Source organism: Aeromonas popoffii, assembly GCF_000820025.1.
Taxonomy (GTDB): domain Bacteria; phylum Pseudomonadota; class Gammaproteobacteria; order Enterobacterales; family Aeromonadaceae; genus Aeromonas; species Aeromonas popoffii.
This window is the reverse complement of sequence record NZ_CDBI01000024.1, coordinates 1-20467: the sequence shown is the minus strand read 5'-3', so window position 1 is coordinate 20467 and position 20467 is coordinate 1. Positions and strand designations below refer to the sequence as shown.

The following is a 20467-nucleotide window of genomic DNA, read 5'->3' as shown; positions in this document are numbered from 1 at the left end:
TCCGGCGGCTTTTTTATTGCGGCTAACTGGTTTGACTCACAGCCAGGGGGCAGCGGTCGGCCCCTGGTGCAGGCCCAGCTTCCAGACCCGGCCAAAGTGCTTGTAGTGACCGGCGGCCACACCGGCCTCCTCACCCATGCCATGGTAGAGATCCAGGTGCCCCTTCTTCACGGCGCCCCCCACATCCAGCGCGATCAGGAGCCGCAGCTGATGTTTGCCGGTCCAGTTGCCCTCTTTGTCGAGCAAGGGGACTTCCGCCAGGATCGGCGTGCCCATCGGCAGCAGGGTCTTGTCAGCCGCCACGGCCGCCAGCGGCAGCAACGGAATGCCGGCCGCCCCAATCACGTCATTGGTGGGACGACGCTCGAAGAAGACATAAGAAGGATTCTGCTCCACCAGCTCCTTGACGCTCTCCTCCGGTTTGCTGTTGGCCCAATCCTTGATGGCCTTCATGGACATCTTCTCCTTGGGCACCTCACCCCGGTCGATCAACACCCGGCCGATACTCACGTAGCCGTGACCATTCTTGCCGCTGTAACCCAGGTATTGCAGCCGATCGTCATCGCCGTAGTGGACAAAACCTGAGCCCTGTACATCCATCAGGAAGTTGTCGATGAGGGATTTGCTGTAACCCAGCTCCAACCCACGGTTGGCCAGGGCCCCCTGATGGATCTCGGCCCGGCTCGGGCAACGGCCACCGCACTTGGGCATGGCATAGATGGGGTACTTGTACTTGGCATCCGGGCGATGACGCACCTCCAGTACCGGCGAGTAATAACCGGTAAACAGCACGTTGCCCATACGATCGGCGCCCCCCATCTGGGCCAGGCTGATGCCGTACTGGGTGATATGGGCCGGGTTGCCGCCATTGGCCACCCAGCGGGAGAGCTGGCTATAAAGCTCACCATAGCGACGGGTCATCTTGCCGGAACGCTCCAGTACCAGCTGGCTCTGGGGACCAAACTTACTGAAGTCAGCGTGCTGGCGACTGTTGACACCTTCTACCCGCACCAGATCATCCGGCAGGGGGCCGTCCAGATACTGCTTGCCCAGATTGACCGGCACCTCGCAGTTCAGAAAACATCTGGCATCGGGTTTCTTCTTGGGCACCGGTGCTTGCTCAGAGTTGCCCGCACAACCGGCCAGCCCCAGCACTGCGGCGGTCAGCCAGTACGCATGTTTATTCATATGTCCTCATGTAACACCAAGCCTCATGCTTGGCGGGGAAGATGCCAAATTTGCAGGGGGAAAGCAAACGCCATCAGCCCCTTGGCAACAGATTTCTCCTAAGGGGATCTTCTGGGTTATAACAAGGTAACAAGGTGTGAGAGGCCATGGATGGAACAGCTCGAGATCTTCCCGCTGCAGAGCCCCTGCATCGGGGTATGCGAAGTCAACAACAAGGGCTACTGCAAGGGCTGCCTGCGCAACCGGGAGGAGCGTTTCAACTGGCTCACCATGACCCCCACCGAGCAGCAGGAGGTGATGCGCCTGTGCCGTGGTCGCAAGGCCCGGGTGGACGCTGCGCGTCGCAAGGCACAAGAAGCCATCCAGGCCAGTGAGCAAGAGCAGGCCGGCTGGGACTTTTGACTTTTCCCCACTTTCCCCCCTCTCTTCTTTATCCCTTTCTCATCAGACACAAAAAAGCGGCCCGCAGGCCGCCTTGTCATCAATTGCATTTATTTACGTTGCACCACTCAGGCCGTCGCCAGCTTGCCCTGCGCTTCACCGCGCTTGAGCATGGCGTAGGAGACACCGGTCAACAGCGAGCCTGCCGCAATCGCCACGATATACAGCATGACGTTACTGATGGCGTGGGGAATAAAGAGCACGAACAGGCCGCCGTGGGGGGCCATCAGCTCGCAGCCAAACAGCATGGAGAGCGCACCGGTCAGGGCGCCGCCGACCATACAGGCCGGGATGACGCGCATCGGATCCTTGGCGGCAAACGGGATGGCCCCCTCGGAGATGAAGCACAGACCCAGCACAAAGGAGGCTTTACCCGCTTCCTGCTCCGCCTTGATGAACTTGGTGCGTGCCAGGAAGGTCGCGATCCCCATCCCCAGTGCCGGTACCATACCGGCCGCCATCACAGCCGCCATCGGGGCGTAGGTTTTGGAGGCCAGCAGACCCACACCAAAGGCATAGGCCGCCTTGTTGACCGGACCGCCCATGTCAAAGCACATCATGGCGCCAAGAATGACACCCAGCAGCACGGCGTTGGCAGAGCCCATATTATTAAGGAATTCGGTCATGGCATTCATGATGCCAGCCACCGGACCACCCACCACGTAGATCATCACCAGACCGGTAAACAGGCTGGCAAACAGCGGAATAATGAGGATGGGCTTGAGCGCTTCCAGGGTCACCGGCAGACGTACCTTGTCACTCAGGTACTTGGCGCTGTAACCGGCCAGAAAACCGGCCACGATACCACCAAGGAAACCGGCGCCCAGCGAGCTTGCCAGCATACCGCCAATCATGCCGGGCGCGAGACCCGGGCGGTCAGCAATGGAGTAAGCAATGTAACCGGCCAGCACCGGGATCATCAGGGCAAAAGCCGAGCCGCCACCGATCTGCATCAGGGCGGCGGCCAGGGTGCCTTCTACCTTGAACGCTTCAATCCCGAACACGAACGAGAGCGCGATGATAAGACCGCCCGCGACAACCATCGGCAGCATAAAGGAGACACCGGTCAGCAAATGCTTGTAGGGGCCTGCTTTTTCCTCTTTCTTGGGCTGGTTGACGCCGCTGTGGCGATAGAGTGTCGCCTCGTTCCACGCCTTGTCGAGCTCGGCACGGGTCTTCTTGAGCGCCGCACCTGTGCTGGTGCGATAGACCTGCTTGCCATCGAAGCGGGCCATGTCCACTTCGATATCGGTCGCCAGGAACACCAGATCGGCGGCGGCAATCTCATCCGCGGTCAGGGCATTCTGGGCACCGACCGAGCCTTGGGTCTCGACACGGATCTGATAACCAAGCTGCTTGGCCATGGTCTCCAGCGCTTCCGCCGACATAAAGGTGTGGGCCACACCGGTCGGACAAGCGGTGACAGCAACAATGCGCTTGGCGCCCGTTGTCGGCTTGGCAACAGCAGGGGCCGCCTGATGGCGATAGACGCTGGCACCGCTGGCCGCGGCTTCCAGCACGGCGGCCGGATCCTGCAGCGCCAGATCCATGCTCCCCTGATAGACCGGCTTGCCATCATAGGCGGCGAGATCCACCGGGGCGCTTGCCACGACCAGCACCAGGTCGGCTGCGGCAATCTGCTCCTTGTTCGGCACCTGACGGGGTTGCACGCTGGCGCCGACGTCGAGGGTGAGCTCCCAGCCTGCCAGTTTGGCCTGCTGTTCTATCCGTTTTGCAGCGAGAAAGCTGGTGGCTATGCCCGCCGGGCAAGCCGTAACCAAGATTGCTTTCATTGGGCATCTCCTGAGTTTTTCATTGAGGGGGTATTGCATTGAACCGGTGCCAGATCATCCAGACGCTGTACGCGCACCTGCTCAAGTAAGGGGTTGAGCACACTGAGATCGCTAAAACCGACCGCCACCTGACTGACTGCCAGTGCCGAAACGGCGGTCGCCAGACGCAGGATCTGCTCCGGCGCCCAGCCAAGACTCAGACCGTGGGTCAGCCCCGCCACCAGTGAGTCGCCGGCACCGACTGTGCTGATGACATTCATACGCGGCGGAATGGCCTGCCAGGTGGCATCAGGACCAAACCAGACGAGGCCATCGGCGCCATTGGAGATCACCACATGGGCGATCCCCTGAGTCTGTAACTCGCGGGCGCAAGCGGCCTGCTCGCTCAGGGTCTTGATGGGACGACCGGCCCACTGGCTCAGCTCCTCCAGATTGGGTTTGATCAGGGTCGGCGCAGCCTTGATGCCTTCGCTTAAGGCCGCGCCGCTGCAATCGAAGATCACCTGCTTGCCTTTGGCCTTGAGCAAGCGAATAAGATGGGCGCAGTAACTGGGGGCCACCCCTTTGGGCAGGCTGCCCGCCAGCACGAACCACTCGGCTTGCGGTGCCAACTCGTCGATGGCCTGCTCCAGGGCACTCACTTCCCCTTCGTGAATGGTGAGCCCCGGCAGGTTGAGATCGGTCACCCGGCCCGAGTGCTCGGAGATCTTGACGTTGATACGGGTGCTGCCCGCCACACGCACAAAGTGATCAGCCAGCGCGCGCTCTGTAAACAGGGAAACAAAACTCTGCTCATTGTCAGCGCCAAGCCAGCCGGTCACGCCCACGTCGCGGCCCAGATCTTTCAACACCATGGCGACGTTGATCCCCTTGCCCGCGGCGCGTAAGGACGCCTCGCTCACCAGATTCACTTCGCCAAGGTTCATCGCCTCGAGACGGGTAGTGAGATCGAGCGCCGGGTTGAGGGTAATGGTGACAATCTTCATCAGTGTGCCCCCTCACCCAGACCAGCAGCGATGGCCTCACCGATCCCCTTGAGGGCCGCTTCGGCATCCACCCCTTCGGCGCGAAACGCCAGACGGTGACCGCACTTGACGCCAAGACCAATGACCTTCATCAGGCTCTTGGCGGAGACTGCTTCGCCGCTACCGTCCAGATTGGCAACGCGAATGTCCGATTCAAACTCTTTGGCTACCTTGACCAGCATGGCACCCGGACGGGCATGCAGGCCATGGGGGTTAATGATGGTGAAGGTCTCGGCAAGACCACTGGCGGGCCCAGCCTGCAGCATGGCCAGCCCATCGCTGCCCGCCAGCGTTGCAAGTTGACCGGCTGCGGCCAGTTTGGCCAGATTCTCAAGTTGCGGCAGATGGCTGCTATCTGCGGCACACAGCAGCAGCATCGCGTTGACCGGCAGATCACCTGCGGTGAGTGCACTGCTCGGCGTTGCCAGCACCCAGCCGGTCTGGGCGGCTTGCGCACGAGCCAGCCAGATCCCCTCGCCCAGATAGGCGGGATCGCTTGCCAGCAGCGACGTCACCATGGTGGCATCGCCCCAACCCGCTGACTTGGCGCGGGCGGCAGCACCCAACAGCAGCTGGTCGCGATCATCGGCCGGGAAATCCGCCAGGGTCAGGTATTGCGCCTCTTTCGCAGCCGTGGCGCCGGTCAGGATGTTGATGATGGTGTCGGCATCAGTGGCCTCTTTCAATTGCGCGGCAGCCTGCTCATCACCCAGCACATGGGTGAGCTGACGCAAAATGCCCAGATGCTCGTCGGACTTGGCGGCAATACCGATGGCGACATAGGCAATCTGCCCCTCATCCCACTCGATGCCGTGGGGGAACTGGGCCACCATGACACCGGTGCTTTTCACCAGATGGCGGGTGTCGGTGGTGCCGTGAGGAATGGCGATGCCGCTGCCAAGATAGGTAGCATGCTGCGCCTCGCGGGCCAGCATCCCATCCACATAGCCTGCTTCTACCAGACCGGCTTCGGTCAGTTTGCCCGCCAGCAGTGCAATGGCTTCCGACTTGGTCGCCACCGACTGTCCCAGCAAGATTTGCTCTCGCGCCAACTTCAACATAGAGACTCTCCATCAGGTTCCGGCCGCGCCGGTACAACACAATTGAACATTCGGGTAACTCGCCTGCTGACAATAGACAAGATCGGGGTTGATTGTGATCGTGGCCCGATTTTCAGGCCACTGTGCCTATTCGTTACTGACAGGCTGAATCGTTTCACCTACACTCAGACTGAATCGTTTCAGCGGATTGATCAAGTACCCACCAAGGGTGCTTTTCAATGATATGATCCTGCGCACACTTTTCGGTGCCCTCACCCGGCAGTGACCGTGGGCCTTGCAACTCAAACAGAGCCAATATGATGAAACTGGATGAAATCGCCGCCCTCGCCGGTGTCTCGCGCACCACGGCCAGCTATGTGATCAATGGCAAGGCCGACCAATACCGCATCAGCCAGACTACCCGCGACAAGGTGATGGCGGTGGTCACCGCTCACAATTATCAGCCGGATAGCCGCGCCGCCTCCCTGCGGGGCGGCCAGACCAAGACCCTCGGCTTTATCCTGCCTGACCTGGAAAACGCCAGTTACGCCAAGCTGGCCAAGCGGCTGGAACAGGGGGCGCGAGCGCAGGGCTATCAGCTGCTGATCGTCTGCTCGGAAGATGATCCAGCCACCGAAAAAGAGCTGGCCCAGATGTTGGTCAGCCGCCATGTGGATGCCCTGCTGGTCGCCAGCTGCCTGCCGCCGGACGACCCCTTCTACGGCAAATTACAAACGCAAGGCAGCCAGATCCTCGCCATCGACCGGGCCATGGCCGCCGACCAGTTCGTCACCGTCGCCAGTGAAAACGAGAAGGCGAGCTTTGATCTCACCAGCTCCCTGCTCACCCCCGCCCTGCGCCATATCGCCTTGATCACCGCCCTGCCAGCACTCACGATCAGTGAGGAGCGCAAAGCCGGCTTCGAACAGGCGGTTGCCAGTCACAGCGCAGCGCGCCACCTGTGCGAGGGCGATCACTTCTCCCGCCTCGAGGGGTATCGCCTGATCAAGGCGCTGCACCAGCAGCTGGGCCAGCTGCCGGAGGCACTGATCACCACCTCCTATATCCTGATGGAGGGGGTGCTCGACTATCTCTTGGAACAAGAAACCGATATGAGCCAGCTCGCCATGGCCACCTTCGGGGACGATCGGCTGCTCGACTTCCTCCCCTTTGGCATCAACTCCCTGCCCCAGCAGCACGATGCACTGGCCAGTCAGGCGCTGGAACTGGCGCTCAAGGCCGTCAACGGCGAATACCAGAGTGGCTTGTACTACGTCAGCCGCACCCTCAAACGCCGTCGCTGACCACCTCGCTGCCGGGCCGATTTACCCCATAAGTCCGGCAGCGTTGCTTCTCTTCATCCCATGCCCGCACACTCTCTGCCTGCGGCAGTCAACCCCTCCCAAACCCGATGCCTGGCGCCTTTGCAAGAATGGGCGCCCCCTGCTCCAGCCTATTTTTTCGGCACTTAGTCATGTCTGTCATCTTTTATTGCCACTTATTGCCACAAGCCAGCACAAGATCCGCATAAAAGGGATTGTTTCCGTTATTTTGATCCGCTAACGTGGCAACCATCTTTTACAACTGACAGGTTTTAGGTACAGATGTTCCCGTTCCGATATTGCTAGCCTCCGGCCTTATCCCCGGAGGCGCCTTCTGATCACGCCCATTGGCCCTCTTGTTGACGTAAACACTGTGCACCACTGGTTTGCACTGACACCGCTACTTTCGGATGGATAACATGAACACCAAAACCCTGGGTTGTACCCTGTTGATTGCTGGCACCACCATAGGCGCCGGGATGCTGGCCCTGCCGCTGGCCTCCTCTTCCCTTGGCGGCCCTGCCACCCTGATGCTGATGGTCGGTCTCTGGGCCCTGATGGCCTTCACCGCCATGTTACAGGTGGAGGCGAGCCTCAACACCGGCAAGTGGTACCTGCACCAGCTGGCGGATCATCTGCTCGGCCCCTGGGGCAAGCGCATCGCCTCCTTCTGTATCCTGATGCTGTTCTACTCGCTGGCTTCCGCCTACATCAGCGGCGGCAGCAGCCTGCTGGCACAAGCGCTGGCCGATGCGGGCATGACGCTGACTCAGGAGCAGGCGGCATGGGCCTTTACCCTGCTGTTTGGCGGCATGGTCTGTGTCGGTACCAAGCAGGTGGATTACCTCAACCGGCTAATGTTCACCGTGAAGTTGGTGATCATGGTGGCGGTGCTGGCACTGCTGCTACCCCGCGCCGAAGGGCAGCACCTGCTCTCCATGCCGCTGGGTCAGGGCTTGCTGCTGGCGGGCCTGCCGGTGATCTTCACCTCGTTCGGCTTTCACGGCTCCATTCCAAGCGTGATGCTCTACCTTGGCGACTGCCCCAAGCAGCTGCGCAGGGTCTTTGTGTGGGGCTCTGCCCTGCCGCTGATCCTCTATGTACTGTGGCAGGTGGCGATCCTCGGTCTGCTCGGCCAGCAAGCGCTGCTGCAAACCGGCGGTGCGCTCGATAGCCTGTTGGCCAACATCGGTCAACTGGTGAGCTGGCCCACGTTTAATCAGGCGATGCACCTGTTTGCCGATCTGGCACTCGCCACCTCCTTCCTCGGAGTGACGCTGGGGCTGTTTGACTTTATGGCCAAGGTGACCCGCCGCAAGGACAACTGGCAGGGCCGCAGCCAGACCGGTCTTATCACCTTTGTACCGCCCCTGCTGTTTGCCCTCTACTTCCCGCAGGGCTTTATCATGGCGCTCGGCTACGCCGCCATCGCCCTGGCGATACTGGCGGTGCTGCTGCCGGTGGCGCTGGTATGGCAGAGCCGCAAACAGGCGCCCGCCCACCACTACCGGGCCCCAGGTGGCGTCGTGGCACTTGGTCTGACCGCCGCCATGGGCGTGCTGATCGTCGGAGTACAGGTCAGCGTCAGCCTCGGGATGCTGCCCGCGCTCTAATCCTGACCGGTATGAAATGGTCCACATAACAAAGCCCCGCCAACGGACATTGGCGGGACTTTTTGATCGTGACAGGGTCAAGCTCACTGCAATGACGAAAAACTCAGACGCTTACTGGATCTTGGCCATGGATAATCCATCGACAATTGCACCCCAAGCCAACTGCAGAGTCACAGCTTGGTCAACAACTGGGTACAGCTGATTGACATCCGGACCATTTGTTATTTTTAATAACCATTGCCCTTCAAATGTAAATAAAGGAAAGGAATTAGAATATCTTCTTCAAACATAGATAACTCATGTTTGTGATGCTTTTGAGACTCATATCTTCATGGCATCCATCCTCGTTTACTGCCCTCGTTGCTACTCGACTGCGTATATCGCCACGGTAAGCCCCCTGCCTGTCCCCACATTTTTCAGCTCACTTACACCTATGAAGCCCGTAAACCTGGCGTAAAAGAAAAGATTGTCGAGATGAGCTTCAACGGCTCAGGTGTCGGTGCCACCGCTCGCATCCGCTACATTGGCATTTACACCGTGCCGCGCGCCTTAAAAAACTCGCATCAAGGCAAGTAACTACCGAAAACGTTGTGTTAGATGATGCGGCGCTTATCTGTGAACTGATGATGGCGTAAACAGTTTTTGCGCTTCACTGGGATCATATAGTAATGCCTCAGTACATAACGATTACTGAGGCATTTATATTCGATAAATAGCCTAGGGCTATCGTTGATTATTATGTACGAAAGCTACCAATCAAACCCTGCAGTTGGCTAGCAAGCCTCGTTAATTCATCACAAGCTTGCGACATTTGATTCGCTCCAGCGGATACATCCTCTGCTGCAACGCTAATGTTTGAGATGTTACGATTCAACTCCTCACTTACTACTTCTTGCTCTTCTGTTGCTGTTGCGATTTGGGTGCTCATTTGTGATATTTCGTTTGTCGCCAGACGAATATTAGCGATCACAGTGCCAGCTTCTTGAGCCTTTTCGACAGTATCATGTACAATCGCTTGACTAAGTTGCATGGTGTGGCCGGCGTGTGAGGCTCTTTGTTGTAGCTCTTGTATTATTGTATTTATTTTTGTGGTCGAGTCTTGAGTCTGCTTTGCTAATGTACGCACTTCATCAGCCACAACAGCAAATCCCCGGCCTTGTTCACCAGCCCTTGCGGCCTCAATTGCTGCATTAAGGGCTAATAAATTAGTTTGTTCCGCAATACCTTGAATTACATCCAGTACAACACCAACATTATGACTATTTTCATCAAGTTGATTAATTACTAATGCTGTTTTTTCAATAGATTCAGCAACACTCTCTATGCTTGCAATTGTATTAATTACAGTTTCTGAACCATGTTCCGCCGAACGGCTCACTAATGTCGCAGTGTTGGCAGCATCAGAGGTATTTCTTGACACTTCTTTAACTGTTGCTTGCATTTCATTCATCGCAGTAGCAAGTTGATGAAGTTCATTTTGCTGCTTATTCATGCTCTCAGCAGACAATTTTGCTACCGCACTAATTTCCTCCGCAGAGGAACTTAACTGCACAATAGAACCAGAAACCTCACTTACTAGTTTATGTAGATTGTTTTGCATTTTAGAAATGCCCGATGCAAGCATGCCTATCTCATCGAGATTAAACTCTTGTAACTTGACCGTCTTTGTAAGGTCTCCGTTAGAGACTGCATCAACTATTGTAAGGAGCGCGTTAATCGGTGTTTTAATTTGGCGATTTAAATAACGCAAAACAAAAACCATGAATATAATACATACAATCCCTAGTATAGTACTATTTCGCATGGCTGAATAATAAACCAATTCAGACTCATCATTAAGGGTATGGCCTACCCGTACATTTATATCATCCAACTTGTCAGCTAACTGGAGAACATTATTTATACTTGTAATGTCGCTGAAAATCATATCAACTTGATGTGTATCATTGCGTATCATTGCATTGTAATATGATTCCAGTGAGGCTAAATACTCTTTCCCCATCTTGTTTAACTCATGAAAAACAGCCTCTTCCTCAGGTGAGTTAAAGTCCAAAGCTAGATAGTTTTGAGCGGCGGCATTATAGGTCAACTGTAAATTTTTAACTTGTTCTTTCCGAGAAATGATCTCCGGCTGATTTCCTTTATAAAAATAAATCGTTGCAGCCAGCTGACTTCTCCTTGCGCTCTGCAATGTTTTTTGCATTGTTCCAGCATAACTAACAGATGGCAAAAGATTTTCAGCCATTACCGTTGTTATTTCGTCAAGATGGGATATTTTAGACACTTCATACGACATAAGACTCAATATGAATATACCCACCAAGCCTAATGCACCGAATAGCTTCTGCCCAATCGTTAACCGCTTTAACATGTAGACCTCTTTTTATAGATAACGTTGCTTTCATCTGAGTGTTTGTTTTATTAAATTCTCATTCATTGTTTTTATATGAGAATTAAAATGCAGAGCTAATAAAGAAAATGCACCTATTACAACATCACCATATTTTAATGGTGGAAAATTCAATTGCCACTACTGCCCTTTACCGCTAGCAGATAGATATTAATCAAACGGCATTTTATATTGAACATAGCAGAGTAATATAGTTTAAAATGTGACTTGCCGCAATAATTCACTATTATCAAAAAGGTTTTTAAAAACCAAGATGGGATGCAAATGAACTCCTTATATGAGTTGAAAGTTCCCATGCGGAACCAGGTAATGCCTCCAATACATTGCAGTGGTGTTTTTCTATAAAGGCGCCGATGACTTTCTCGTGGATTTCAAAAATCGAGAAAAACAGATGGTTTTACGGGCCCGTCGCTTGAGGCACGTTCTGAGCGTCAGGTTGTTACGCTCAATACGCTGGATGAATATTTTCCGGTCAGATGTATCTCGGCATGGTTAATGAGATGGTCGCCTCTACCCAGAGCGGCATCTGAAGTGTGAATTGCACCTTCTTTACGTCCCCCAGCCCGTCATCCGCGCCATACACACCATAAATAAACAGGCTCTGCCTGATGTGGCAGAGCCTGTTGTACCAACGCAATCCAAACCGAGTGATTTACAACGTCTTGCCGTCGCTTGCGATCACCGATTGATACCAGTGGAAGCTCTCTTTCTTGATGCGACGCAAGGATCCGCCCTGCTCATCGCGGTCCACATAAACGAAGCCATAACGCTTCTGATAGCCGTTAAGCCAGCTCAGGATGTCGGTGAAGGACCAGGCGCAATAACCAATCAGTTCAACCCCGTCTTGCAGCGCCTCCTGACAGGCGATGAGATGACTCTTGAGGTAGGCGATGCGGTAATCATCGTCCACCTTGTCACCCGCCCCCAGTTGGTCAAACTCGCCGAGGCCATTCTCGGTGATCATCAGCGGCAAACCATAGCGGGAAGAGAGGCGGCGCAGGGCGATACGCATCCCGGTCGGGTCGATGGCCCAGTCCCAGTTGCTGGTTTCCAGATGCGGGTTGGGCGCCGTTTTGTAAAGACCGGGAATGCCGCTCGAGGGGGTGGTGCCCTTCTGCCCTGTGGTGTTGATGCGCTGCAGGGTCTGACCGCCCAAGGGGTTATCGGTGTAGGTCAGGGTGTAGTAGTAGTTGACGCCAATATAATCTGGCATGCCTTCACGCAGCAGCGCCAGATCGCCGGGCAGGATCTCAGGCGCCTCGCCATTTTCACGCAAATAGGCAAGCGCCGCCTGGGGGTAACGGCCGAAGCAGTAGGCATCCAGCCACCAGTAGCTGGTGAACTCCTCGGCATTTTCGAACGCCAGCATGTCTTCGGGGTCACACGACGCCGGATAGGCAGGCGAATAGGCGAAGCTCGGGCCGATCAGACCGTTTGGCACATGCTGGCGAAACGCCTTGATCACCCGGGCATTGGCCAGAAATGCGATATGGTTGGCAGCGAAGAAGCGCTTGCGATCTTGCACTGCGGGCGGATGGGTGCCGAGCTGATAGGCGTTGGTCAGGTTGTAGTTCTGCTCGTTGAGCGACACCCAGTACTTCACCTTGCCGGCAAAGCGCTGATACAGCGTCACGCAGTAGCGCTCGAAATCCTCGATGATGCGTCTGTCTTCCCAGCCGCCGTACTCCTCTTGCAGCGCTTGCGGCAGATCCCAGTGGTAGAGAGTAAGCACCGGCTCGATCTTGTGCGCCAGCAGGGTGTCAATCAGCTTCTCATAGAAGGCCAGACCCGCTTCGTTCACCTCACCCCGGCCGGTGGGGAAGATGCGCGGCCAGCTAACCGAAAAGCGATAGGCCTTGAGCCCCATCTCCGCCATCAGCGCCACGTCCTCCTCCATGCGGTGATAGTGATCGACCGCCACGTCGCCGTTGCTGCCCTCAAAGGTCTTGCCCGGCAGCTTGGTGAAGAGGTCCCACACCGAGGGCCCCTTGCCATCGGCATTCCAGCCCCCTTCCACCTGATAGGCGGCGGAGGCGGCGCCCCACAGAAAATCTTTCGGGAAGTCGTTGAGCGTGTGGTGATGCATCTGGTGTTGCTCCTTCTGCGCTGATGGTTCAGCCATCTCTGATACGTCGACGCCCCCATACAAGGCGCCCCGAATAAATTGGCATAAGCATCGAACAGTTCTAAAATTCCGTCCAATGACAAATGTGGCCATTCAACATTCCCAACAGGAATGAAAGGAGCTGTGGTGGAGCTACGGGATCTGAAAGCCTTCGTGACCCTGGGGGAGGTGTTGCACTTCGGTCAGGCGGCAGTGCGCCAGCATGTCACCCAGTCGGCCCTGAGCAAGCAGATAAGGCGGCTGGAGGAGGAATTTGGCGGTGAGCTGTTCGAGCGCAACGCCAGCAGCACCCGCCTGACCGTGCTGGGTCGGGCGCTCTATGAAGATGCCAGCGCCCTGGTAGCCCAGAGCGAACAGCTAGGGCGCACCGCTCGCGACGCGCTGGCAGGCAATAGCGGCACCCTGCGCGTCGGCTTCGGGGTTGCCACCAAGATACTGGTGCCCGCCGCCATCGCGCGCTTTCGGGCCGAGCGCCCGCAGGTGACCATAGAGCTCAACGACCTCTCCACCCATCACCAGTTGCTGGCCCTGAGCGAAGGCAGGCTGGATCTCGGCTTTTGCCGCCTGCCTGCCCCCAAGGGGTGGCACTGCCTGCCTGTGGTGCAGGCACACTTTGTCGCGGTACTGCCCGCCAGTTACAGAGAGGTACACGAGCTGGCGGATCTGGTGGACAAGCCGCTGGCCATTCTGCGCCGGGACAAGGCGCCCTCGTTTTACGACAACCTGATGCACTACCTTGCCCAGAGCGGAGTGCGCTTTCGCGATATCCAGTACGTGAATGACTTCGCCGCCGGGGTCGCCACCGCAGCCGCGGATATCGCCTGGACCCTGGTGCCCTCCTCCACCACCATAGAGCACCCGGATGTGCTCACCCTGCCCCTGCGCGAAGCCGAGGCAAGCTGGACGATCGGTCTCATTCGCCCGCCCCACGGCAAGGGCCCGCTCATTGATGCCTTCTGGCAGATTATCGCTACCATGACGGCGCCAGCGGTCGAACCGGATTAACCTCTGCCACGCGCGCCCACCGCCTCTCCCTCCCGGGAGAGGTCCCCACCAGGGATGGCGGCCCCATGACGGCCTTTATTGCGTGAACCGCGTCTGCCAATGATGGGGAAGAGAGACCAGATCATCTTTTCGATCAAGGCATTAAGGTAGGTAGGTCAGGCCGGATAGTAGTAGCTTTTCGACAGTTGGCTCCATTAGAATCAACCGGCTGATTTCCACTACCGCACCTTGATACCGGACGCCTTCCTGCTCATGCTACTTCCTCGGTTCCTGAAAATTGACCTGCGCCGCCTCATACTCGTACTGGCCGTCATCAGCGTCATGGCGACCCTGGGCAACAGTTTTTATGCCACTTACGAGGCACAGCGGGCACTGCTGATCAGCAACACCCTGGATGCCAATCGCGTCTATGCGGCCAAGCTGGCCGAGATGACCAACACCATGATCCAGTCCAGTCAGAGCCAGCTGGCCTACAGCGCCGCCCTCCTCGCCCCCGCCATGACGGATCACAATACCCTCTTGAGCGAAGTGCGGCGACTGCAACAGCAAACGGCGACCTTCAACTCGGTGGCCATCGTGAATGCCGATGCCATGGTCATGGCCGTCTATCCCGATACGCTGCAGATAAAGGGTGCCAAGCTCACCTCCCAAAGCGCCAAGCTGTCCATCACGACCCACCAGCCGATTATCACGGATCCGTTCGTTTCACTCTCTGGCAACTATCTCATCAGCATCTCCTACCCTATCTTCGACAAAGAGCAAACCTATCTGGGCTATGTGACGGGCACCATCTACCTCCAGTCACAGAACATGCTCTCCGGCATATTGGGCCAGCACTACTACCGGGATGGCTCTTCCCTTTATGTGGTTGACCGCAACAGAACTCGCATCTACCACCCGGACAACGCCAGGGTAGGCGAAAAGATCCGCGACAATGCGGTGGTCGACAAGGTACTAAACGGCGAAGAGGGGGCGCTGGAACTGACAAATGACGAGGGGACTGACATGCTGGCCGGATTCGCCCCCATCCAGCAGACCCACTGGGGAGTCGTCGCACAGCGCCCCCGCACCGCCACCCTGGCCGGGCTGGACACGCAGATGATGACAGTACTGTTCAAGCTCATTCCCATCAATCTGCTGATCCTGCTCTTCATCTGGATTTCCGCCATCTTCATCTCCAGGCCCCTGTGGCAACTGGCCAACAAGGCCAAGCTGATGGATCAGCAGGAGGCACTGAAAAACATCGCCAGGATCCGGGTCTGGTACTTCGAGGCGGCCCAGCTCAAGCAAGCCATGCTCAAAGGGCTGGGTCTGCTCAATACCAAGATTGATAAGCTGCACAGCGACAGCCACACCGACGCTATGACGGGCCTCGCCAATCGAAGGGGCATGCAGCAGATGCTGGATCACTATCAGGCCCTGGGCCGGCCCCTCGCCGTGATAGCGCTGGATATAGACCACTTCAAGCAGATCAATGACAGCTTCGGCCACGATGTCGGGGACCAGGTGCTCAGCGCGCTGGCCAGCCTGATGCAGCAGGGAGCCAGACAGGCAGATGCCTTGTGTCGCAGCGGTGGCGAGGAGTTTCTGGTGCTGCTGCCCGAGCTGCCGCTCCACCTTTCCCACGAGATCGCCGAACGGCTGCGCCAACGGGTAGCCGCCCATCCCATGCCCGGCACCGGGCACATTACCATCTCGCTCGGCGTCGCCTATTGGCCTGGCGAGGGTAACGACGATCTCAGTGCCGTGTTGAAGCAGGCCGACAAGGCGCTCTATGAAGCCAAGCATCGTGGTCGCAACCAAACTGTGGTGGCCAACGACCAAGGTGCCCTCATCCATGACGACGCGCCCCCCCTTCTAGTAGCACCGCATGCTGATACCCAGGAGCACGTGATCACCGGCTAGACACCGTCATTTGGGGTGCGCACAGGACCTGGCCATGGGATCGCTTAAACGAACGCCGTGCTATGGCACGCTTTATCGTGGGGATCAGGTGCAACATGGGGCGGGATACTGCGGAAATGTTGAAGACGAAGCAAACCTGTTCAGACGGCTTGCACTTGGGAGAGCTGTGTCAGGCGAATAGCTCACCCTTACACGCAGAGCAATCGTTGCGTCGATAAAGATAAAACGCGCCCTGCATAAGGCGCATAACATCGACGGTCGGCTTCAATATCACACTGGCTTGTGCGAGCCCGTTTATTAATGCGGGCCCGGAGGGATCGCATGACAGGATCCGCTCCGGGTTATATTCAGATGTCAAGCCACTGGGTCACCCGGCTTGGATTTGCCTTTCCTCCCCCCTACTTCAAACGCAGATCATTATTGACAGAGGTCACACCGTTAACGCTTCCTGCAACAAAAACCGCCTTGCTGATATTGGCCCTGTCTTTAACAAAACCACTCAATTGCACGACGCCTTTAAAGGTTTCAACATTGATTTCAGCCGATTTCAGATCCGGATCTTTAAATATGGCTGCGACAACCTTGGTGGTAATCACAGAATCATCGACATATTCGCCAGTGCCTTCTTTGGTTGATGTTGATGCACAGCCTACCGCAGTCATCAGAACGGCAATAGCCAATAAAATTGAAAATCGATTTGTAGTTTTCATTTAAGGTCTTCTCCAAATAAGGTTAAACATTCTAATTACGACAACAGGAATGCATGATTCATTAAAAATCGTATCTATGAATACTGACGTTTGCATAGCAAGCGCGGACTGTGAACCACAAAATATGCATTCGCCTTTCTCTAACAAAGCAGCCTACATTTTATTGGCTGGCTTGTTACACTCCAATTTACTGTCATCTCATCTTGCTGTCTGTGCGCTAACGAACATGACGCTTAGTTACTCTTCAACTATATTTACAAGGTAACCACTGAAATTAGCCACTTTCAGCATGCGCATCAGCGAACATGTCATAGACCTCGATTCCCTCGAATAATCCGCAGCAAAACAAAAGCTACCGCAATAACAAGCAGCACATGAATAAAACCACCAAGTGTGGTGGCGGTTACCAGGCCAACAGCCCAAAGTAGAAGCATAATTATAGCAAGGGTATATAGCATACACTCTCCTAAGTAATGGGTCATGATTGCTCATGAATATAATATTTAGCATTTCTGCCGTGTATTATTTAGGGTGTGACATGTCTTTATTTTTCTGTTCAAGCTGACTAAACAACCGAGATACCAGCAAAAACATATCTATTCCCGACGCCAAACGTGACTTCACCCTGCTGGTTGTGACTTGCGCACCTTGCCTTTGCAACCCCTCATAACCGAGCAAAAAACCAGCGCAGACAGCAGAACAAAGCGTAAGAGGATGGGTTAAGTTCGATTGAAACCCTCGTTTCATGAGATGAGACAGCCCGACTATCTTCAACTGACGAGACTGCAGCCGCTGCCTCAAGATGGCAATCTTCTCCTGTCGGGAGCCTTGAATAACGAGGCTGGTGTGACACGCTACAGGCAGCTTCATAAAGACGATCCAAGCATAGTTGAGGGCTTATCTGATTGATGGTATGGGTTAACTACTCATTGATACATATGCTCTGCTGATAACGACGAAACCTTATCATAACCCCGCCAATTGCAAGTCCATTGCCAATACTGATGATGAATAAGGCGCTACTTGTAGCCATTCCCTGCTCGAGTAACCAAAATAGTGAGGCCGCAGCCAACATCAACCACAAGCTGATTAATAAAAAAGCCCCGATCAGACCACAGACAAGCAGGCCAATCAGGCTGCTCACTGCTTGCTGAACTTCCAGCCTGAACAACTGCAATCGCTCTTGCAGTTGTTCACTAAGCAACCCCCAAATAGAGGTCGCCAAGCTGGTAATTGACACCGGTTTCGTCGGTGTCAATTCTGCGTCAGAAATGGGTGCACTATCTGAGGTCCGCTTCATTTTCATTAACGCTTCTTCAGTAACCAACCCACTAAAAATCCGGAGGAGATAGCAAGACCGAGCACCATGAGCGGCTTGTCATTAATATGTGTACGACACTGTTCGAGAAGTTTAATTTTCATTTTTCGCAGACTATCACTTTCCTGCTCAAGGGATTCGGCAACATTAATAGCAACGTCAGCTAATTTATTCACCGCTTTATGAGAGCATTCGCTCAAATTGTTAAGCGCAGGAGACACTGTCTGCGATGTACTGTCGATAGCGTCATGCAACGTCTTGCTGGTATCGTCAACCGAATCAGAAACACTCTTGCCTGACATGACTTGCTTTTGTTCACTCATCATTGCTCTCCCATTCAATATGATAAAAGGCGGATGAAACCATCACTATCCGACCTGACAACATGAGACTTAGCGAAAGGACACCGGCCATGGATTAAAATATTACCTGGCGGTGTTACATAAGACACGGGTCAACGCAGGAGTAAATGGATAACCCCTATTTGCAGGGAGGCTAATTCAGCCTACCACATCCGTTCACCACGCTATAAATTTGACTACCAATATATTCCTTTTCGATCAAGATCATAATCTTGCAGGCCAAGGGGGTCTGTACGGTAGAACACATAAAGCGCATTTGTACCATCACCGTCACGTATTTATATCCCCGTATGTGCTGTAGCGCACAAACTGCAGGCGCGCGATGTGTGATTATGTTAGGCTGGGTAATGATTTTTTTATAATTTGGAATGTGCATGACGGATAATTACCATCCCCAGCAAAATCACCTGCTGGCTGCACTATCAGCTGACACATATAGCAGATTGCAGCCCCATCTTGAATTGATGAGTTTCCCGTTAGGGATGGTTCTCTATGAATCCGGCGATACCCTGCACCATGTCTATTTTCCTCTCGATTCTATCGTCTCGCTGTTGTATGTGATGAAAAACGGGGCATCAGCCGTAATGCCAGTCAGTTAAGCATTTTTATGACTAAATATTCGAGATATTGAATATCAAAAGCTGTTCCATGGTTAAAGAGTCAATTTGGCTCCAACCCTTGCCCTGACTGGCATGCAATAAAAAGAGGGAGGCATCATGCCTCCCTCACTCTTTAGCCCTTATCCCCTGCGGGTTGGGACTCAAATTCTCTTAACTGACTGGCATTAGGGCATCAGCCGAAATTTCTGTCGTCGGTAATGAAGGGTTGATCGGCATTGCACTGTTTATGGGCGGAGAAAGCACCACTAATCGAGCGATTGTGCAGAGCGCAGGTCACGCCTACCGCCTGAAAGGACAGCGGTTAAAATCCGAGTTCCATCTCCACGGCGATATGCTGCATCTCATGTTGCGTTACACCCAGTCGTTGCTGACTCAGATGGCACAAACGGCGGTCTGCAATCGGCATCACTCCATTGATCAACAGTTGTGCCGTTGGTTGTTGCTATCACTGGACAGATTACCCGGCAACCAGCTGACCATGACCCAGGAATTGATCGCCAACATGCTGGGGGTACGCCGTGAAGGCGTCACAGATGCGGCGGGCAAGCTCCAAAAACAGGGGGTCATCGAATATCATCGTGGCCAAATCACAGTACTGGATCGCCCCAAACTGGAGCAATTGAGCTGTGAGTGTTACTCGGTGGTCAAGCAGGAAACGGAACGCCTGTTGCCTTATATGCATTAGGCTGCGTTCCTAAAGTAGTCGAAAAACGCTCGCCCCATTCTATGGGCCCCATCCTTCCAGAAATACCGCATTTATTCACTTCAAAATCACCTGAACGGGCCTCTTTAGATGCCCTGTTCATGGTTTAACATTGCGGCGCCTGAAATTTGAACACGTTGAGAACACAACCTGGGCATGGATGGTCGTCCCTGTTTGCCAAGCGAAATATGTTGTGGTGGTTTTACAGGACATCAATTGCAGCCATAGAACCGGACTGTACTGAGGTAAATTAAACGCCTCTGTCCCTGATGGTGACTGAGTCAGAGAATGATTGCGGGTGTTGCCAGTCATCCATACAAAGTGGATTACCGAGATACAAGATAGGGAGATAGGGAGATAGGGAGATAGGGAGATAGGGAGATAGGGAGTGACTTGATGATTTTCTGAAAAAGGTGGTGGCCCCACCAGCCGCATAATTAAAACTTTCTTATTTAATATCAATCACTTGAGTGACCAACCAGCAATCTTGCACACACCAAGTGGATGACCTTTATAGGGTCAATCTGATGAACTTATGGTTAAGCAAGCACGGCATTTGGTACTTTCGCAAGGTGACTATCCTCCCATGCGGGGGTCGTAAAGAAATCAAGAAGTCACTGGCAACAAGGGACAAGCGAGCAGCACAAGCCAAGGTAATTGACTTGTTGGCCTGTAAGGGCTCTCGGACATCTGCCATCAGACGGGAGACCGAGCCCAAGCCTAAGACCACACCAGCGACAACAAAGCCCATCAAAGCTGACCAGCAAGTAAAGCGGCTGTCTCTCCTGATTGATTCTTACCTTCGGGAAAAGGCCCTATCTTGGGCACCTAAAGAGGTAAAGAATCAACGCTATTACATCCAGCACTTTCTAAATAGCTGTTCCGAA

18 protein-coding genes and 3 pseudogenes are annotated in these 20467 nt (G+C 54.7%); 9 read left to right on the top strand and 12 right to left on the bottom strand.

Annotated elements, in window-relative coordinates; genetic code table 11:
• Positions 1 to 36: 36 nt before the first annotated feature.
• A complete protein-coding gene (mltA, locus tag BN1129_RS05230) occupies positions 37 to 1188 on the bottom strand; it encodes a murein transglycosylase A (RefSeq protein ID WP_042034932.1) in 1152 nt (383 codons plus the stop codon).
• Positions 1189 to 1338: 150 nt separating this feature from the next.
• On the opposite strand from mltA, the gene BN1129_RS05225 reads away from it, so the two are divergent.
• Positions 1339 to 1590 (top strand): DUF1289 domain-containing protein, encoded by a 252-nt coding sequence (locus tag BN1129_RS05225; protein ID WP_042034931.1) that lies wholly within the window; start codon positions 1339 to 1341, stop codon positions 1588 to 1590.
• 107 nt (positions 1591 to 1697) lie between these two features.
• On the opposite strand, the gene fruA is transcribed toward BN1129_RS05225, so the two are convergent.
• The 3 genes from fruA to fruB are packed head-to-tail and all read right to left on the bottom strand — an operon-like array spanning position 1698 to position 5508.
• Positions 1698 to 3422, bottom strand: a complete 1725-nt coding sequence (fruA, locus tag BN1129_RS05220; protein WP_042034929.1) for a PTS fructose transporter subunit IIBC — start codon at positions 3420 to 3422, stop codon at positions 1698 to 1700.
• Positions 3419 to 4408 (bottom strand): 1-phosphofructokinase, encoded by a 990-nt coding sequence (gene pfkB / locus BN1129_RS05215; protein ID WP_042034927.1) that lies wholly within the window; start codon positions 4406 to 4408, stop codon positions 3419 to 3421. The genes fruA and pfkB overlap by 4 nt, the downstream gene beginning before the upstream one ends.
• Positions 4408 to 5508, bottom strand: coding sequence for a fused PTS fructose transporter subunit IIA/HPr protein (fruB, locus tag BN1129_RS05210; protein ID WP_042034926.1), 1101 nt, complete (start codon positions 5506 to 5508; stop codon positions 4408 to 4410). Before fruB ends, pfkB begins: the two co-directional genes overlap by 1 nt.
• Before the next feature lie 296 nt (positions 5509 to 5804).
• Here fruB and cra point away from each other — a divergent pair, with 296 nt between their 5' ends.
• The 3 genes and pseudogenes from cra to BN1129_RS24565 form a co-directional block, all read left to right on the top strand.
• Positions 5805 to 6791, top strand: a complete 987-nt coding sequence (cra, locus tag BN1129_RS05205; protein WP_042034925.1) for a catabolite repressor/activator — start codon at positions 5805 to 5807, stop codon at positions 6789 to 6791.
• 437 nt (positions 6792 to 7228) lie between these two features.
• Positions 7229 to 8422, top strand: coding sequence for an aromatic amino acid transport family protein (locus BN1129_RS05200; protein WP_042034924.1), 1194 nt, complete (start codon positions 7229 to 7231; stop codon positions 8420 to 8422).
• Between the two features lie 308 nt (positions 8423 to 8730).
• A pseudogene (locus tag BN1129_RS24565) lies at positions 8731 to 9045 on the top strand (IS1-like element transposase); the annotation flags it as partial.
• A 113-nt stretch (positions 9046 to 9158) separates the two neighbouring features.
• Here BN1129_RS24565 and BN1129_RS05190 read toward each other — a convergent pair.
• The 3 genes and pseudogenes from BN1129_RS05190 to BN1129_RS05185 form a co-directional block, all read right to left on the bottom strand.
• Entirely contained in the window at positions 9159 to 10793 is a 1635-nt protein-coding gene (locus BN1129_RS05190) for a methyl-accepting chemotaxis protein (RefSeq protein ID WP_042034923.1), read from the bottom strand.
• Positions 10794 to 11163: 370 nt separating this feature from the next.
• Positions 11164 to 11300: pseudogene (locus BN1129_RS22255) on the bottom strand (IS1 family transposase); the annotation flags it as partial.
• A gap of 184 nt (positions 11301 to 11484) precedes the next feature.
• Positions 11485 to 12918, bottom strand: coding sequence for a glycoside hydrolase family 1 protein (locus BN1129_RS05185; RefSeq protein ID WP_042034922.1), 1434 nt, complete (start codon positions 12916 to 12918; stop codon positions 11485 to 11487).
• A gap of 165 nt (positions 12919 to 13083) precedes the next feature.
• Here BN1129_RS05185 and BN1129_RS05180 point away from each other — a divergent pair, with 165 nt between their 5' ends.
• On the top strand, positions 13084 to 13962 hold the full coding sequence (locus tag BN1129_RS05180) for a LysR family transcriptional regulator (RefSeq protein ID WP_042034921.1): 879 nt from the start codon (positions 13084 to 13086) through the stop codon (positions 13960 to 13962).
• Between the two features lie 252 nt (positions 13963 to 14214).
• Complete coding sequence (locus BN1129_RS05175) at positions 14215 to 15867, top strand: sensor domain-containing diguanylate cyclase (RefSeq protein WP_084204579.1); 1653 nt, start codon at positions 14215 to 14217, stop codon at positions 15865 to 15867.
• Between the two features lie 398 nt (positions 15868 to 16265).
• Here BN1129_RS05175 and BN1129_RS05170 read toward each other — a convergent pair whose 3' ends face one another.
• The 5 genes from BN1129_RS05170 to BN1129_RS05155 form a co-directional block, all read right to left on the bottom strand.
• Positions 16266 to 16577, bottom strand: a complete 312-nt coding sequence (locus BN1129_RS05170; protein ID WP_042034919.1) for a BON domain-containing protein — start codon at positions 16575 to 16577, stop codon at positions 16266 to 16268.
• Between the two features lie 308 nt (positions 16578 to 16885).
• Positions 16886 to 17035, bottom strand: coding sequence for a lmo0937 family membrane protein (locus BN1129_RS23110; protein ID WP_157013264.1), 150 nt, complete (start codon positions 17033 to 17035; stop codon positions 16886 to 16888).
• A gap of 64 nt (positions 17036 to 17099) precedes the next feature.
• A complete protein-coding gene (locus BN1129_RS05165; RefSeq protein WP_042034918.1) occupies positions 17100 to 17447 on the bottom strand; it encodes a hypothetical protein in 348 nt (115 codons plus the stop codon).
• A 52-nt stretch (positions 17448 to 17499) separates the two neighbouring features.
• On the bottom strand, positions 17500 to 17883 hold the full coding sequence (locus tag BN1129_RS05160; protein ID WP_042034917.1) for a phage holin family protein: 384 nt from the start codon (positions 17881 to 17883) through the stop codon (positions 17500 to 17502).
• Complete coding sequence (locus BN1129_RS05155) at positions 17883 to 18221, bottom strand: ElaB/YgaM/YqjD family protein (protein WP_042034915.1); 339 nt, start codon at positions 18219 to 18221, stop codon at positions 17883 to 17885. Before BN1129_RS05155 ends, BN1129_RS05160 begins: the two co-directional genes overlap by 1 nt.
• Before the next feature lie 410 nt (positions 18222 to 18631).
• Here BN1129_RS05155 and BN1129_RS23105 point away from each other — a divergent pair, with 410 nt between their 5' ends.
• The 3 genes and pseudogenes from BN1129_RS23105 to BN1129_RS23960 form a co-directional block, all read left to right on the top strand.
• Positions 18632 to 18856, top strand: coding sequence for a cyclic nucleotide-binding domain-containing protein (locus tag BN1129_RS23105; protein ID WP_244463019.1), 225 nt, complete (start codon positions 18632 to 18634; stop codon positions 18854 to 18856).
• Positions 18857 to 19082: 226 nt separating this feature from the next.
• Positions 19083 to 19562, top strand: a complete 480-nt coding sequence (locus tag BN1129_RS05150; RefSeq protein WP_244463018.1) for a Crp/Fnr family transcriptional regulator — start codon at positions 19083 to 19085, stop codon at positions 19560 to 19562.
• 545 nt (positions 19563 to 20107) lie between these two features.
• Positions 20108 to 20467: pseudogene (locus BN1129_RS23960) on the top strand (integrase); the annotation flags it as partial.

Bases quoted from the DNA above. Each gene is read 5' to 3' on its own strand.
- mltA (WP_042034932.1), bottom strand. From the start codon at position 1,188: ATGAATAAACATGCGTACTGGCTGACCGCCGCAGTGCTGGGGCTGGCC.
- BN1129_RS05225 (WP_042034931.1), top strand. From the start codon at position 1,339: ATGGAACAGCTCGAGATCTTCCCGCTGCAGAGCCCCTGCATCGGGGTA.
- fruA (WP_042034929.1), bottom strand. From the start codon at position 3,422: ATGAAAGCAATCTTGGTTACGGCTTGCCCGGCGGGCATAGCCACCAGC.
- pfkB (WP_042034927.1), bottom strand. From the start codon at position 4,408: ATGAAGATTGTCACCATTACCCTCAACCCGGCGCTCGATCTCACTACC.
- fruB (WP_042034926.1), bottom strand. From the start codon at position 5,508: ATGTTGAAGTTGGCGCGAGAGCAAATCTTGCTGGGACAGTCGGTGGCG.
- cra (WP_042034925.1), top strand. From the start codon at position 5,805: ATGATGAAACTGGATGAAATCGCCGCCCTCGCCGGTGTCTCGCGCACC.
- BN1129_RS05200 (WP_042034924.1), top strand. From the start codon at position 7,229: ATGAACACCAAAACCCTGGGTTGTACCCTGTTGATTGCTGGCACCACC.
- BN1129_RS05190 (WP_042034923.1), bottom strand. From the start codon at position 10,793: ATGTTAAAGCGGTTAACGATTGGGCAGAAGCTATTCGGTGCATTAGGC.
- BN1129_RS05185 (WP_042034922.1), bottom strand. From the start codon at position 12,918: ATGCATCACCACACGCTCAACGACTTCCCGAAAGATTTTCTGTGGGGC.
- BN1129_RS05175 (WP_084204579.1), top strand. From the start codon at position 14,215: ATGCTACTTCCTCGGTTCCTGAAAATTGACCTGCGCCGCCTCATACTC.
- BN1129_RS05170 (WP_042034919.1), bottom strand. From the start codon at position 16,577: ATGAAAACTACAAATCGATTTTCAATTTTATTGGCTATTGCCGTTCTG.
- BN1129_RS23110 (WP_157013264.1), bottom strand. From the start codon at position 17,035: ATGCTATATACCCTTGCTATAATTATGCTTCTACTTTGGGCTGTTGGC.
- BN1129_RS05165 (WP_042034918.1), bottom strand. From the start codon at position 17,447: ATGAAGCTGCCTGTAGCGTGTCACACCAGCCTCGTTATTCAAGGCTCC.
- BN1129_RS05160 (WP_042034917.1), bottom strand. From the start codon at position 17,883: ATGAAAATGAAGCGGACCTCAGATAGTGCACCCATTTCTGACGCAGAA.
- BN1129_RS05155 (WP_042034915.1), bottom strand. From the start codon at position 18,221: ATGATGAGTGAACAAAAGCAAGTCATGTCAGGCAAGAGTGTTTCTGAT.
- BN1129_RS23105 (WP_244463019.1), top strand. From the start codon at position 18,632: ATGACGGATAATTACCATCCCCAGCAAAATCACCTGCTGGCTGCACTA.